Annotated in this window: 14 protein-coding genes; 10 read left to right on the forward strand and 4 right to left on the reverse strand. The window is 29.0% G+C overall.

The window, feature by feature from the left end; all coding sequences use genetic code 11:
• Window position 1 precedes the first annotated feature (1 nt).
• The gene (locus tag Q0881_RS07715) at window positions 2-889 is read right to left on the reverse strand and encodes an ABC transporter ATP-binding protein (RefSeq protein WP_299158546.1); all 888 of its coding nucleotides are present in this window, start codon (window positions 887-889) and stop codon (window positions 2-4) included.
• Window positions 890-1102: 213 nt separating this feature from the next.
• Here Q0881_RS07715 and Q0881_RS07720 point away from each other — a divergent pair, with 213 nt between their 5' ends.
• The 6 genes from Q0881_RS07720 to Q0881_RS07745 all read left to right on the forward strand — a co-directional run bounded on the left by Q0881_RS07720 (window position 1103) and on the right by Q0881_RS07745 (window position 9386).
• Complete coding sequence (locus tag Q0881_RS07720; protein WP_299158549.1) at window positions 1103-2233, forward strand: histidine kinase; 1131 nt, start codon at window positions 1103-1105, stop codon at window positions 2231-2233.
• Entirely contained in the window at window positions 2226-2927 is a 702-nt protein-coding gene (locus tag Q0881_RS07725) for a response regulator transcription factor (protein WP_299158552.1), read from the forward strand. Before Q0881_RS07720 ends, Q0881_RS07725 begins: the two co-directional genes overlap by 8 nt.
• 60 nt (window positions 2928-2987) lie before the next feature.
• On the forward strand, window positions 2988-4760 hold the full coding sequence (locus Q0881_RS07730) for a long-chain fatty acid--CoA ligase (RefSeq protein WP_299158554.1): 1773 nt from the start codon (window positions 2988-2990) through the stop codon (window positions 4758-4760).
• A 72-nt stretch (window positions 4761-4832) separates the two neighbouring features.
• The gene (locus Q0881_RS07735; RefSeq protein WP_299158555.1) at window positions 4833-6605 is read left to right on the forward strand and encodes an AMP-dependent synthetase/ligase; all 1773 of its coding nucleotides are present in this window, start codon (window positions 4833-4835) and stop codon (window positions 6603-6605) included.
• 44 nt (window positions 6606-6649) lie between these two features.
• Window positions 6650-8275 (forward strand): RluA family pseudouridine synthase, encoded by a 1626-nt coding sequence (locus Q0881_RS07740; RefSeq protein WP_299158558.1) that lies wholly within the window; start codon window positions 6650-6652, stop codon window positions 8273-8275.
• A 136-nt stretch (window positions 8276-8411) separates the two neighbouring features.
• The gene (locus Q0881_RS07745) at window positions 8412-9386 is read left to right on the forward strand and encodes a hypothetical protein (RefSeq protein WP_299158560.1); all 975 of its coding nucleotides are present in this window, start codon (window positions 8412-8414) and stop codon (window positions 9384-9386) included.
• 3 nt (window positions 9387-9389) lie between these two features.
• Here the strand turns inward: Q0881_RS07745 and Q0881_RS07750 are convergent, their stop codons facing one another.
• Window positions 9390-10685, reverse strand: a complete 1296-nt coding sequence (locus Q0881_RS07750; protein WP_299158563.1) for an MFS transporter — start codon at window positions 10683-10685, stop codon at window positions 9390-9392.
• A gap of 77 nt (window positions 10686-10762) precedes the next feature.
• Window positions 10763-11572 (reverse strand): M48 family metallopeptidase, encoded by an 810-nt coding sequence (locus tag Q0881_RS07755; protein ID WP_299158565.1) that lies wholly within the window; start codon window positions 11570-11572, stop codon window positions 10763-10765.
• A gap of 126 nt (window positions 11573-11698) precedes the next feature.
• Here Q0881_RS07755 and Q0881_RS07760 point away from each other — a divergent pair, with 126 nt between their 5' ends.
• From Q0881_RS07760 to Q0881_RS07775, 4 genes are read left to right on the forward strand one after another with little or no spacing between them, the layout of a single operon-like run.
• Complete coding sequence (locus Q0881_RS07760) at window positions 11699-12574, forward strand: alpha/beta hydrolase (RefSeq protein ID WP_299158567.1); 876 nt, start codon at window positions 11699-11701, stop codon at window positions 12572-12574.
• Entirely contained in the window at window positions 12571-13044 is a 474-nt protein-coding gene (msrB, locus tag Q0881_RS07765) for a peptide-methionine (R)-S-oxide reductase MsrB (RefSeq protein WP_299158569.1), read from the forward strand. The genes Q0881_RS07760 and msrB overlap by 4 nt, the downstream gene beginning before the upstream one ends.
• A 48-nt stretch (window positions 13045-13092) precedes the next feature.
• Window positions 13093-13647, forward strand: coding sequence for a DUF1572 family protein (locus Q0881_RS07770; RefSeq protein WP_299158572.1), 555 nt, complete (start codon window positions 13093-13095; stop codon window positions 13645-13647).
• Between the two features lie 21 nt (window positions 13648-13668).
• Window positions 13669-14202 (forward strand): GNAT family N-acetyltransferase, encoded by a 534-nt coding sequence (locus Q0881_RS07775; RefSeq protein ID WP_299158574.1) that lies wholly within the window; start codon window positions 13669-13671, stop codon window positions 14200-14202.
• Here Q0881_RS07775 and Q0881_RS07780 read toward each other — a convergent pair.
• Window positions 14199-14954 (reverse strand): LytTR family DNA-binding domain-containing protein, encoded by a 756-nt coding sequence (locus tag Q0881_RS07780; RefSeq protein ID WP_299158576.1) that lies wholly within the window; start codon window positions 14952-14954, stop codon window positions 14199-14201. The two genes, Q0881_RS07775 and Q0881_RS07780, sit on opposite strands and share 4 nt — an antisense overlap.
• Window positions 14955-14957 lie beyond the last annotated feature (3 nt).

Consider the following 14957-nt stretch of genomic DNA (forward strand, 5'->3'; position numbering starts at 1 on the left):
TTTAGGCTTTATTACTTGTTTGGTTAAATAAAGTAGTGAAATAAAAATCTTCTAAGTTTGGAACTATCAATTCAAAACTAGCATCTGGTTTTGTTTCGGATAAAACTCTAATTTGTGTTTTTCCTGACACCAATTTTGTAGAAATTACATTGAAAGCTTTCTTATAAACATTAACATCTTTTTTAGGTACTATTTTACTCCAAATTTTCCCCGTAATAGTTCCTACTAATTCAGACGGGTTGCCTTGTGTAATAATTTTGCCATTAGATAAGATTGCCATTTTTGGACATAAATCGCGAACGTCCTCAACAATATGTGTAGATAAAATAACAATAACATTCTCTCCTATTTCACTTAGTAAATTCAAAAATCGATTGCTCTCTTCTGGATCTAAACCTGCAGTAGGCTCATCAACAATAATTAATTTTGGATTTGCTAATAATGCTTGTGCTATTCCAAATCGTTGACGCATACCTCCTGAAAAAGTATATACCGATTTTTTTCTATGCTGATATAAATTAACTTGTTGTAATAAAGCTGTTACTTGTTCTTTTCGCTCTTTTTTATTTAATATTCCTTTTAAAACAGCTAAGTGATTCAATAATTTCTCTGCAGAAATTTTTGGATACACACCAAACTCTTGAGGTAAATACCCTAACTGCTTTCTTATTTCATTTGGCTGTTTAACTACATCTATATCATTAAAAGAAATAGTACCTGAAGATGGTTCTTGTAATGAAGCAATAGTACGCATCAAAGAAGATTTCCCTGCTCCATTAGCTCCTAATAACCCAAACATTCCATTGGTTATTTTTAAATTAATTCCATCTAGTGCTTTTACGCCGTTCGAATAGGTTTTTGTTAAATCATTAATTAGTAATGTATTCATAAATGTTCTTTTTGATGATTTCTATTTTCAACAAACTTATATTTGAAATTAAAAGCTTACTAATAAATATGATTTATCACTACATTATATAGTTATACACAGCTTAAATCATTATAAATTGAGTTCATCAAGAAAAAGTAGTTGTTGAAGTTAATAATTATAGTGTCTATCAATTTTCTTGTTAAGACTATATAACATGAGTATTTTTGAACTATGGTAGATTTTTTAAAGAAATACAAAGCCTTTGGATTCGGTTTTATAATTGTTCTATTAGCAATTATTCTAATGCAGTATTACAAGATTCTTCTTATTCCAGAAGATGCTCCTGTTGAAATTTTTTTCGTATTTACTTTTTGGTGGTTACTAATTTCGATTCCAATCTATAAATTTTCATACCTAAAGAAGAAAAGAAAAACTATCTATAAGTTTTTAATACTTATTATCCTTTTCATAATTACTTTGATAATAGATTCTAATATGAAAATGCCAGACAACCCAATTACATTTTTATTTTTAATGGCATTTTGGATAGGAATTGTATATTTATTAGTACCTGCCTTTGTTCTTAAATATTGGAAATTAATCGTATTATTTTATATTCCTTTAGTATCATACTTCATATATCTTCGTTTATTTTCAGGTGATTTAGAAGCTTATTTAAGAATTAAAAAAGAAATTCCTTTTGCAATTTTCTTTATACCCATTCCTATTTTTTTTGGTTTATGGTTTTACGAACAATGGAAATGGTTAAAAAACTTAAAAGCAGAAAAATCACAAGCAGAATTATCATTATTACGAACTCAAATAAACCCTCACTTCTTTTTTAATACCTTAAATAATTTATATGCTTTAACAGTTACAAACTCAAAACAAGCTCCTGAGGTAATTTTAAAACTCTCAGACATGATGCGCTATACTATTTATGAAGGAGAAAAAGAGTCTGTAACAATAAAAGACGAAATTGAATATTTAAAAAACTACATAGAACTCCATAAAATTAGATATAGAAAACTAGTAGAAATTACCTTTAACCATACCATAAATAATGAATTAACTATTGCTCCATTGTTATTTATTATTCTTTTAGAAAATGCTTTTAAGCATGGAATAGAAACACTTACAGAAAATGCTTACATACACATAAACTTATATGAGGTTAACGATTATATTTGTTTTATAGTTGAAAATAATTTCGATTCTAAAGAGATAAACAAATCAACTGGTATTGGTTTAAAGAATCTAGAAAGAAGGTTATCATTATTATATAAAGAGCAACATAACCTATCTATTAATAAAACTGAAAACACTTATAAAACTATTTTAAAAGTAAAAAAGCATGCTTAAATATATTATAATCGACGATGAACCTTTAGCTCATGAAATTATAGAAGAATTTTGTAGTATGTTACCACATATTCAGTTAGAAAAAAACTGCTATAATGCTATGGAAGCAATGCAATATTTAAATGAGAACACAATAGATTTTATGTTTTTAGATATAAATATGCCCAAATTAAAAGGTTTGGATTTTTTAAAAATATTGACAAAACCACCCAAAACAATTATTACAACAGCCTACAAAGAACATGCTTTAGAAGGTTTTGAATTAAATGTTATCGACTATATTTTAAAACCTTTTAGTTTTGATCGTTTGGTTAAAGCAATTAATAAAGTTTCAGAATCTCAAACCACAAAAACAATTATTAAGGAAATTTCTAGTAATTCTTCTTCAACTAATCGACTCTTTGTTAAAGGAGATAAAAAACACCATCAAATAGATTTAAATAATTTGTTATTTATTGAAGCTTATGGAAATTATACGAAGTTATTTTTAAACGATGAAATGATTATTAGCCACGAAAAAATTTCTCATTATGAAACAATATTAACAAGTGGTAATTTTTTAAGAGTTCATAAATCATTCATCGTTGCTATAGATAAAATCAAATTCATAGAAGGAAATAGAATTCTTATAAAAGAGCATAAAATACCAATAGGTCAAACCTATAAAAACGCTGTTAATAGATTGTATAATTAACTTTTATTAATAACCTCTTTCGCTTTTTTTTCTTAGATTTATGCCAAACCGCTCATCTATATGCATAAACCTACTGATGTTACTCGTCTTTTTGATTTTCCTTATTATCAATTAAAAACATATCCTCAACAAAAATGCTTAGTTTATAAAGATGAAAATACTTGGAAAGATGTTTCAACAGAAGAGTACATACAACAAGCAAATCAAATAAGTAGAGCTTTATTAAAATTAGGCATTAAAAAAGGAGATAAAATAGCAGTAATTACATCCGTAAATCAACCAAAATGGCACATTTTAGATATTGGAGTAATGCAAATTGGAGCCATCAATGTGCCGCTATATCCTACCTTTTCTGAAAAAGATTATGCATATATTTTAAATCACTCCGATAGTATATATTGCTTTGTTTCAGATGATGAGTTGTATCAGAAAGTAGTAAAAATACAAGATCAAACACAGCTGAAAAAAGTGTATACTTTTCAGGAAATTAATACTGATTATGATTGGTCTACATTTTTACTACTAGGAGAAAATAATGAACTACAATCTGATGTAGAAAAAAATAAAGAAAATGTACAAGCTAAAGACCTAGCAACAATAATTTATACATCTGGAACTACTGGAACACCAAAAGGTGTTATGCTTTCTCATAAAAATGTAGTGAGTAATATTTTTGCTGTAGGTAACTCTTTAGATTTACATGACAATCAAAAAAAAGCAATCAGTTACCTTCCAATTTGTCACATATTCGAACGAGCCGCATCTTATTATTGTCAATACATGGGCTTTGAAATTCATTTTGCAGAAAGTATTGAGAAAATTGGAGATAACCTCAAAGAAGTAAAGCCGAATTTTATGGCGGTAGTTCCTCGATTATTAGAAAAAGTTTTTGATAAAATTGTTGATAAAGGAAGTAATTTATCCGGTATTAAAAAACGGTTATTCTTTTGGGCATTAAAACTTGGTGAACAATACAAACCTTATAAAGAAAATGGTTGGTGGTACGAATTTCAATTAAAAATAGCACGTAAACTTATTTTCTCTAAATGGCGAGAAGCTTTAGGTGGACAGTTAGATTTTATGCTTGCAGGAAGTGCACCAATGCAACCAAGACTTATTAGAATTTTTACTGCTGCAGGAATTCCTGTTTTTGAAGGGTATGGGATGACCGAAACATCTCCCGCTGTTTCTGTAACAGATATGCGAAATAATGGTTTTAAAATAGGAACCGTAGGAAGAGTTATTGAAGATGTTCAAGTTAAAATTGCTAATGATGGAGAAATTTTAGTAAAAGGGCCAAATACAATGATGGGCTATTATAAAAACCCAGAACAAACAAATGAAACCATAAAAAATGGCTATTTACATACAGGTGATATTGGAGAAATAAACAATGAAGGTTTTTTAAAAATAACTGATCGAAAAAAAGAAATCTTTAAAACATCTGGAGGAAAATATATCGCACCTGCTGTTTTAGAAAGTGAATTAAAAAAATCTCGTTTTATAGAACAAGTTATGGTAATTGGAGAAAGTGAAAAAATGCCTGCTGCTCTAATTCAAATATCTTTTGAATTTGTACATGAATGGGCTAAAAGGCACAACCATAAAATTAGCAACGTTTCAACAGATGAAAGACTAATAGAACGAGTTCAAAAAGAACTAGATTACTACAATAGAAAGTTTGGGAAATGGGAACAGATAAAACGATTTGAAATTACTTCAGATGAATGGACAACCGATGCAGGTCATTTAACTCCCACATTGAAGATGAGACGCAAAATTATCTTAGAAAAATACAAGGATTTACATAAAAAAATATATAATTCACAATAAATCAACTATTAAGCACAAACTTGTGCAATCGGGCTATTTTTCCTAATTTGCAAAGCCCAAAAATTTGAACTTATGTCGATTGAAATTACCCGTCTTTTTGATTTCCCTTATTATCAACAAGAAACTTATAATTTAGAAAAAGCTTTTACAACAAAATACAATGGTAAATGGCAATCAATATCTACTAAAGAATATATTGATCAAGCAAATGCTATAAGTAGGGGTTTACTTCGTTTAGGTGTACAACCAAATGATAAAATTGCGGTAATATCAACAAACAATAGAACTGAATGGAATGTTTGCGATATAGGTATCTTACAAACTGGTGCTCAAAATGTACCAATCTATCCAACAATTTCTAAAGAAGATTACGAGTATGTTTTAAATCACTCAGAAGCTACTTACTGTTTTGTTTCTGATAATGAAATTTTAGAAAAACTAAATCAAATTAAAGGAAATACAAAACTTAAAGAAGTTTATACATTTGACGATATTTCTGGAGAAAAAAATTGGAACGAGATTTTAGAATTAGGTAACGATAAAAGTAACCAAGAAGAAGTTGAAGAAAGAAAAAATAATGTTACTTCTGATACTTTAGCTACATTAATTTATACTTCTGGAACTACAGGAAGACCAAAAGGCGTGATGCTTTCACATGGAAACATTGTTTCTAATGTTTTATCTAGTGAAAAAAGAGTACCACTTTTATATGGACAGGAACGAGGACTTAGTTTCTTACCTATTTGCCATATTTTTGAGCGTATGATCTTATATTTATATCAATACTGTGGTGTTTCTATTTATTTTGCTGAAGCAATTGATAAATTAAGTGAAAATGCTCAAGAGGTTAAGCCTCATGTAATGACAGCCGTACCAAGGTTATATGAAAAAATATACGATAAAATTTACGCTAAAGGTGCTGACTTAACTGGTGTAAAAAAGAAATTATTCTTTTGGGCAATTGATTTAGGTCTTAAATACGAGCCTTATGGAGCTAATGGATGGTGGTATGAAAAACAATTAAGCATTGCACGTAAATTAATATTTTCAAAATGGCAAGCTGCTTTAGGTGGCGAATTAAAATTAATGGTTTCTGGTTCTGCTGCTTTACAATCTCGCTTAACAAGAGTATTTGCTGCAGCTGGAATGCCTGTTATGGAAGGTTATGGACTTACAGAGACATCGCCTGTTATTTCAGTAAACGATGTCCGTAATGGCGGTTTTAAAGTTGGTACTGTAGGTAGAATGATTGATGGTGTAGAAATAAAACTAGCTAATAACGGAGAAATATTAGTAAAAGGGCCTAATGTAATGCAAGGGTATTATAAAGATCCTGAAAAGACTGCTGAAGTATTAAAGGATGGATATTTTCATACTGGAGATAAAGGTGAAATCTGTGATGATGGATTCTTAAAAATTACTGGTCGTACAAAAGAAATGTTTAAAACTTCAGGTGGTAAATATGTAGTACCGCCTTTATTAGAAGGAGAATTAAAACAATCGCGTTTTATAGAACAAGTAATGGTTATTGGTGAGGGTGAAAAAATGCCTGCTGCATTAATACAACCTAATTTTGAATTTATTAGAGAATGGGCAGTAAGACATCAGGTAAGCCTAGGAGATAATAATGATTTAATAAAAAACCCTAAAGTTATAGAACGTATTGAAGAAGAAGTTTCTTTATGTAATTCTAAATTTGGTAAGTGGGAAATGATTAAAAAGTTTGAATTAACTGCTGAAGAATGGTCTATTGATGGTGGTCACCTTACTCCTACCATGAAAATGAAACGAAAAATAATTAAAGAAATTTATAAAGATTTATACGATAAAATTTATAAAAACTAATTTTATAAAGTGTTGTGAAAGCAACGCTTTTTTCTTTTTAAATTATGACTAAATTTATTCATTTCTCAACTAACATAAATTCAATTTCTTTACCTAATCAATTTGATTACCCTCATAATTATACACCTCATAAATTAGCTAAAGAAGCTGCAAAAGAATTACAAGAGTATTTAAAAAATCAAACAGATTTTAATCACAATTTCGGAATAGATAATTCAAATTCAGAAAATGTATTAGGTAAAATGTTTGGGGTTTTAGTTGTTAAAAATACTAACGAAGAAATAGGCTATTTAGCAGCCTTTTCTGGAAAAATTGGTGATAATACTCAATACAAACATTTTGTTCCTCCTGTATATGATGTATTAGATAAAAATGGTTTTTATTTAGCTACTGAAGAAAATCTTAATCAAATTAATCAAGAGCTTTCAAATTTAGAAAATAATCCTAAATATTTAAAAATTAGAAATGAGTATACTTCGCTTCAATTATTAAATGAAAAATTACTACTTGAAGAACAATTAAAAATAAAAACTAGAAGAAAACTACGAAAGCAAGAATCCAAACAAGATAATCAGTTAAATATAAATGAAGAATTCTATTTACGCGAATACGAAGTTTATTTAAATGCAAAAACACTACATATAAAAAAAGAATATGCTAGATATCAAGAAAAAATAGATCAATTTAAAAAGCAGCGTAAAGAGCTTTCTGCTTGGGTACAAACAGAAATTTTTAAGCACTATCAATTTTTAAATTCTGAAAAAGAAAGCCAAAACCTTTTAGATATCTTTAATGATTCAAAACAAAACATCCCTGCTGGTTCAGGTGATTGTTGCGCTCCAAAACTTTTACAATACGCTTTTAAACATGACTTAAAACCTATTTGCATGGCAGAGTTTTGGTGGGGAAAACCTTTAGCTACTTCTGTACGAAAACATAAAAATTTCTACGCTGCTTGTACTGGAAAATGCAAGCCTATTTTAACTCATATGCTAAAAGGAATTCCTATTTCTAAAAATCCTTTATTAGAGCAATTATCAACTTCTAAAAAAGAAATAGAAATTATATATGAAGATAGCTTTTTATTAATTATCAATAAACCTAATGAATTACTTACAGTATCTGGTAAAGAAATAGAAGACTCTGTTTATCTACGTATTAAAAAACTATATCCAAAGATTACAGGTCCCATAATAGTTCATCGCTTAGACATGTCTACTTCTGGTATTTTATTAATTTCAAAAAATGAAGAAATATATAAAGCATTACAAGCTCAATTCATTAACAGAACCATTAAAAAACGCTACGTAGCCTTATTAGATGGAAAACTACAAAAAAACAACGGTAAAATTAATCTTCCTTTACGAGTTGATCTAGAAGACAGGCCAAAACAATTAGTTTGTTATACCCATGGTAAAGCTGCTTTAACCAAATGGGAAATTATTAAAGTTAAAGATGGTAAAACAAAAGTTTACTTTTACCCTATTACTGGACGTACACATCAACTACGTGTACATGCAGCACATAGCTTAGGTTTAAACACTTCTATTGTTGGTGACGATTTATATGGTACAAAAGCTGACAGATTACATTTACATGCCGAATATATTGAATTTATTCATCCAATAACAAAAGAGAAAATGAGTTTCACCTCAACTTCTCCTTTTTAAAATAACACAAAATTATAATAAACTATAGCTGTTCCAGTACCATCATTTTATATATATCTTAAATAATTAAACATTTAGAAAGTATTAGCTTCATTTCGGAAAGTTTTTAAGCTTTTCATAAACCTTTAAATTACTTTTGAATAAAGAAAAAGTAAAAAAAGAAATGAAGTTTACATCAAACTGTTTAACCATATCAAAAACGAAACTTAAAACGCATAAGGATGCTTCGTTAATATTAAAAAAAGCTAAATCAATATCAAAAGAGTTAGGCGTTATTGATGATGATTTATATAAGCATCACACAACAATGACAAATTATCTATATGTAGATGCTCCTATAAATAAAATGGTTAATGCAGTGGTTACCTATGATGTTTTATACTTTCTTGATGATTTTTTTGGAGAAGATACTAATAAAGGATTATTAGTAGACTTAAAAAAAGTACTAGCTATTTGGGCTGGTAATACTCAATATAGTGATTCTAATACTAAAATTGATAACTTATATAAATCGATATTTTACATAAGTAATTCTATAAAAAAAGACAGTCCTTCTTATTTTTTTAATAAGTATACGCAATCTATAACTGAACATTTATCATATTCTTTAAAAAGTATTCCATACACTACAGTAGATGAATATATTGCTATTAGGTTATATACTGGAGGAATGTTTCCTGTAATCGATTTAATAGAATATATACACTCTATTTATATATCTCCTGAAATACTTAACAAAGTTTCTTTAATAAAAAAGTTACGAGAACAATGTGCCTTGATCGGTGCTTTATCAAATGATTTATTTTCTTATGCTAAAGAAAAACATAGTAACTATAATTTAATTAATGCATACCTCTTATCTAACGAAGCTGACAATTATAACGATGCTGTAAATAAATCGATTATAAAGGTAAATACTATACATTCAGAATTTCAATTGACTTTAGAAAGAATAGTTCAAAAATCAACAGAATTGAACCCTACACATAGAGCTATTGTTTTAAAATACATAGATGCTATAAATGTTATCGTCTCTTCAAGTTATCATTGGCAAAAAAGCACCAAACGATACCTACATTCAGAAAATATCTTTGAAGATATGAAAGTATAAAAACTATTCTACATATTTTGTTTTCTTCAATGTACTTAAGATAATAAACGATATTAAAAAGAAAATAGCTAAGCATAACACACTCCATTGCATTGAGTTTGTAATAGCATATAAAGCACCATAAACTGCAGTTCCTAATACGATTGCTATTTTTTCGGTAACGTCATAAAAACTAAAATAGGTCGCATGATCTTCTGTTTCTGGTAATAATTTTGAGTAGGTTGATCTTGTTAATGATTGAATTGCTCCTTGCACCAAACCTAACAAACCTCCTAAACCATAAAAGTAAATTGCTACATTTTCTTGATTCTTATCTAACATAAATGCAGCAAAGCAAACCAACATCCATATCCCAATTGTAACTTTTAAAGCTGTAAAGTTACCATACTTATCAGAAAACCTTGAAAAGAAAAAAGCCCCTGCAATAGCTACTATTTGCACCAATAAAATAGTGATAATCATATTTGTTGATGGTAATTCTAATTCTGTTGAACCAAAAATAGCTGCCATTAAAATTATTGTTTGAACACCAATGCTTAAAAAGAAAAAGGCTAGTAAAAATCGTTTTAAAGTAGGGTAGTTTAAAACTTCTTTAAAAACTATTTGTAACTCTCTATATCCTTTCCAGATATAATCATTGTCTGGTTGTTTATTATAAATATCACCTGGTAACTTACGAAAGGTTATTTGTGCAAAACCAATCCACCAAATTCCTACCATAACAAAAGAAAGTCTTGAAGCCATTCCTGATGTAATACCTAATGTCTCAGGAAACATAATCATTCCTAAGTTTATTAATAATAAAATTACAGAACCTATATAACCATATATAAAACCTTTTGCACTCGCCCTATCTTGCTGTTCTGGTAATGCTATCTCAGGTAAATAAGCATTGTAAAATACCCAACTTGCCCAAAAACCGATACTTGCCAAAATAGTAAACCAGATTCCAATCCATACTGTATCTATTCCATCAAAAAAGTATAATGATGCTACAGACAAACCACCTAGCCAACAAAAGAATTTCATAAACTTCTTCTTACTACCAGTATAATCTGCAATACCAGATAAAATAGGTGAAATAAAAGCTACAACTAAAAAAGAAAAAGATAATGCATAGCTATACAAACTATCAGGATGCTCCCAATCCATTCCTAAAAAACGAACCGTTTTACCTTTTGTTACTGCGCTATAATACAATGGAAAAACAGCTGTACTAATTACTAATGAATATACCGAATTAGCCCAATCGTAAAATGCCCAAGCATTAATTAGCTTTTTATCTCCTATTTTATACATATTTTAACCTCTTCTATAAATAAAAAAACCGTTCAAAAATTGAACGGTTTGCAATATAATATAAATTATTGAGCTCTTTATTTTTTAGCAGGAACATTGTATTTTGCTGCTAAACGCTTTGCTTCTGGTAAAAACGCTCTTAACGTTTGTATACGATCTTTGTTTGATGGGTGTGTACTTAATATTTGAGATGGTTCTTTTCCTTTTGAACGTTCACTCATTCGTACCCAAACTTCAGCAGCTTCTTCTCCATTATATCCAGCCATAATCATAAAAACTAAACCTAATTTATCTGCTTCTGTTTCATGACTTCTACTAAAAGGTAACATAACTCCAACTTGAGAACCTATACCATACGCCATATTCCAAATTTTAGCATTCTTACTATTTTGTGTTCCTAAGGCTACTGCAGCACCTCCTAATTGTTGTAATTGTCCTGTAGACATACGCTCTTGTCCATGTTTAGCAAAAGCATGCGCTACTTCATGTCCCATAACAGCTGCTACACCATCTTCATTTGCACACATTGGTAAAATTCCTGTATAAAAAACTACTTTTCCTCCTGGTAAACACCAAGCATTAACCGTTTTATCTTCAATTAAGTTAAATTCCCATTTGTAAGCATCAGCTTCTGCTTTCATACCATTTGCTCTCATAAAACGATCAACTGCTGCTGATATTTTTTTTCCAACTCTTTTTATCTGATTTGATTTAGCTACATTTTTAGATAATTTATTTTTCTCTAAAAATCCTTTATACTGTGCAAAACTAGCAGGTAATACTTGTGAATCATTTACAAAATTAATACGCTTCCTCCCTGTAATTGGCACTGTGCTACACTGCATTAAGAATACTGTTAAAAACGCTAAGGCTATACTTCTTTTCATTATTAATGTTTTTATTTGTTTGAGTTATATAATTGTGACACATTACTAAAAAAAATGTCACAAATTTTAGAACGCATTATATCTTTTAAAATTACAAATTCTATCTTTATCCTAAAAATCAATTTCATGAATTTTATCAATTCAAATATATTCCCTCCTAGCCTATCAATTCCCAAGCCTGTAATTGCTGTTGCTAAGCTTACCCAAATTATCTCAACTTCTTTAACTGCTAAATTAGGAGCAAGGCTTTTTATTACGCCAATTAATTTCTCAATTCCTAAAAGAGAAAAAGTAATGTTAGAAAGTGCTCAAAAGAAAACACTAAATGTTCCATCAATAAATCAAAATATTCAAGTTTTATCTTATGGATATTCTAAAAAGAAAGTTTTATTAGTTCATGGTTGGGCAGGTAGAAGCACTCAATTGTTTATGATTGCTGATAAACTTTTAGAGAAAGGATATATGGTTATTTCTTTTGATGGTCCAGCACATGGAGCTTCTACAGGTAAAACTACTATGATGCCTGACTTTTTAGATACTATTATTGAAATTGATAAACAATATGGTCCTTTTGAAGCTGCTGTTGGGCATTCTTTTGGAGGAATGTCTTTATATAATAGCATTGATAGAGATAAGTTTACTATTAAAAAACTAGTTACTATTGGTGCTGCTGATAAAATTTCTGATGTTATTTTAAACTTTACTAATAATTTAAAAGTGAAGCCTATTGTTGCTAAAAAAATTAAAGCTAAGTTCGATAAACAATGGCAAATTGATATTGATAAACATTCTCCAAGTATAGTTGCCCAAAACGTTACAATTCCAACTTTAGTTATTCATGATTCTCAAGATGGTGATGTTCCTGTAAGTTGTGCCCAAAACATTCGTCAAAATCTACAAAGCGGGACATTACTCATTACTCAAGGTTTAGGGCACACCAAAATTTTACGTAATAAAAATGTAATAAATCGCGCTGTTAACTTTATTATACAAAACGAATGAAACAATTATTAGCTATCTTATTTTTAAGTCTATTTGTTAGTTGCGCTGGAAATGCTCAAACAAAAGATAAAAAACAATATAAAGTTGAAAAAACAGCATCTGAATGGAAAAAAGCGTTAACTCCTAAACAATACTACATATTGAGAGAAGCAGGAACCGAACGTGCTTTTACTAGTAAATTAAACAAAAATTATTCTAAAGGCTTGTATGTATGTGCTGCTTGTAATACTCCTTTGTATAAATCTGAACATAAATTTGATTCTGGTTCTGGTTGGCCTTCTTTTGATAGAGAAATTAAAGGAAATGTTGAATTGGATGTTGATTATAAAATAGGATATGCCCGTACAGAATTAAAATGTAATACCTGTGGAGGCCACTTAGGACATTCATTTAACGACGGACCTCGAGAAACAACAGGTAAACGTCATTGTATAAATGGAGCCGCTTTAAAATTTATTTCTAAAAAATAAATTCGAAAAAACAACGTACATTAGAGCTAATAAAATTAGCTCTTTTTTATGGATACATCTTACTTAACTAGCGTTAAAAAACAATTTGAATACTATAAAAGTTTAGGTGACAAAACTTTCGCTCAACTTACGGAAAAACAATTCTTTTGGCTACCAAATACTGATGACAATTCTATTGCGATTACAATAAAGCATATTGCTGGAAATATGCTTTCTAGATGGACAAATTTTTTAACTGAAGATGGTGAAAAAGAATGGCGAAATAGAGATGACGAATTTATAAACTCTTTTACCACAAAAGAAGAGGTTATTACTTATTGGGAAATGGGATGGCAATGCTTATTTAATGCCTTAAATTCAATAACTCCAAAAAACTTTGACTCCATAGTATATATAAGAAATCAAGGTCATACGATTACTGAAGCGATTAACAGGCAACTATGTCATTATTCTTACCACATTGGTCAAATAGTGTTTTTAGGCAAGTTGCTTTTAGGTAACGAATGGGAATCATTATCTATAGCAAAGAATGCTTCGAAAGATTATAATACTGATAAATTTTCAAAAGAAAAATCACGTACACATTTTACAGATGATTTGTAAGTAAAACTATAAATTTGCCACATGCAAAATTATCTTTTCACCTCAAATCGTTTAGGCTTTAGGAATTGGAAAAAATCTGATGTTGATACTTTACATGAAATTAATTCTAATGAAGAAGTAATGCGTTATTTTCCAAAAACTCAAAATAAAGAACAATGTTTAGACTTTATTCATCGAATGCAAAAGCAATTTTATGATAAAAAGCTTTGTTATTTTGCTGTGGAAATTATAAATACTAAAGAATTTATAGGTTTTATCGGACTTTCTGAGCAAACCTATGCTGCAGAGTTTAACCCTTCTATAGATATTGGATGGAGATTACACCCTAATTTTTGGGGTAAAGGTTTTGCTACTGAAGGTGCAAAAAGATGTCTTGAATATGGTTTTTCTCAATTAAAGCTAAAAGAAATTGTATCTGTAGCACCTGTAATAAACATTCCTTCCATTTTAGTAATGGAAAAAATTTGCATGAAAAAAGTAAAAGAATTTAAACATCCGCTTTTAAGTAACTTCCCTAAAATAGAACCTTGCGTTTTATATAGCATTAATAGTTAGTTCCCTTCAAACCAATTTTTAAAAGCAGCTACCTTTTCTCTACTTACAATGATATCTTTCTCTACATTTACTTTAGGTGTTATTTTTAAACGACTACTAGAATAAACTACCACATCTTCTACGCCATTAAGATTTACAATAAAAGTTCTATTTACTCTAAAAAAATCTGATGAATCTAAAATATTGATTAAATCTTCTAATTTATAATCAAGAATAAATTTTTTATTTTCTTTGGTTACTAAATATACAGTTCTACCTTCTGCATAAAAAAGTAATATATCTATTGTTTTTATTGAGTGAATATGGTTACCTAAACGAACTAAAAATCGATCTTTTGTTTTTAATTTTGTTATACTGTTTTTTACTTCGTTGATAGTTTCTTCATTAACAAATAAATTTTGCATAGCTTTTAACTTTACCATTGCCTTTGATACATCGGTAAATGTTATGGGCTTTAATAAATAATCAATACTATTTACTTTAAATGCATCTATGGCATATTCATCAAAAGCTGTTGTAAAAATCACTGGTTTATCTATTTTTACTTGGTTAAAAATTTCAAAACTTAATCCATCAGTTAGTTGAATATCCATAAAAACAACATCGTACTCAATCTCTTTTTGAAACCAATCTACAGCTTCTTCTATACTACTAAGTTTAATTACTATTAAAGCATCTGCGTTATATTTCTGTATATATCGTTCTAACTTTTCTGCAGCTAAAGATTCATCTTCTACAATTACTACATTCATTTT

It is taken from the genome of uncultured Tenacibaculum sp., assembly GCF_947494125.1.
Lineage (GTDB): Bacteria > Bacteroidota > Bacteroidia > Flavobacteriales > Flavobacteriaceae > Polaribacter.

Coding starts and splice junctions, on each gene's coding strand:
- Q0881_RS07725 (WP_299158552.1), top strand. CDS start 2,226: ATGCTTAAATATATTATAATCGACGATGAACCTTTAGCTCATGAAATT.
- Q0881_RS07770 (WP_299158572.1), top strand. CDS start 13,093: ATGGATACATCTTACTTAACTAGCGTTAAAAAACAATTTGAATACTAT.
- Q0881_RS07755 (WP_299158565.1), bottom strand. CDS start 11,572: ATGAAAAGAAGTATAGCCTTAGCGTTTTTAACAGTATTCTTAATGCAG.
- Q0881_RS07780 (WP_299158576.1), bottom strand. CDS start 14,954: ATGAATGTAGTAATTGTAGAAGATGAATCTTTAGCTGCAGAAAAGTTA.
- Q0881_RS07775 (WP_299158574.1), top strand. CDS start 13,669: ATGCAAAATTATCTTTTCACCTCAAATCGTTTAGGCTTTAGGAATTGG.
- Q0881_RS07760 (WP_299158567.1), top strand. CDS start 11,699: ATGAATTTTATCAATTCAAATATATTCCCTCCTAGCCTATCAATTCCC.
- Q0881_RS07720 (WP_299158549.1), top strand. CDS start 1,103: ATGGTAGATTTTTTAAAGAAATACAAAGCCTTTGGATTCGGTTTTATA.
- Q0881_RS07740 (WP_299158558.1), top strand. CDS start 6,650: ATGACTAAATTTATTCATTTCTCAACTAACATAAATTCAATTTCTTTA.
- Q0881_RS07715 (WP_299158546.1), bottom strand. CDS start 889: ATGAATACATTACTAATTAATGATTTAACAAAAACCTATTCGAACGGC.
- Q0881_RS07730 (WP_299158554.1), top strand. CDS start 2,988: ATGCATAAACCTACTGATGTTACTCGTCTTTTTGATTTTCCTTATTAT.
- Q0881_RS07750 (WP_299158563.1), bottom strand. CDS start 10,685: ATGTATAAAATAGGAGATAAAAAGCTAATTAATGCTTGGGCATTTTAC.
- msrB (WP_299158569.1), top strand. CDS start 12,571: ATGAAACAATTATTAGCTATCTTATTTTTAAGTCTATTTGTTAGTTGC.
- Q0881_RS07735 (WP_299158555.1), top strand. CDS start 4,833: ATGTCGATTGAAATTACCCGTCTTTTTGATTTCCCTTATTATCAACAA.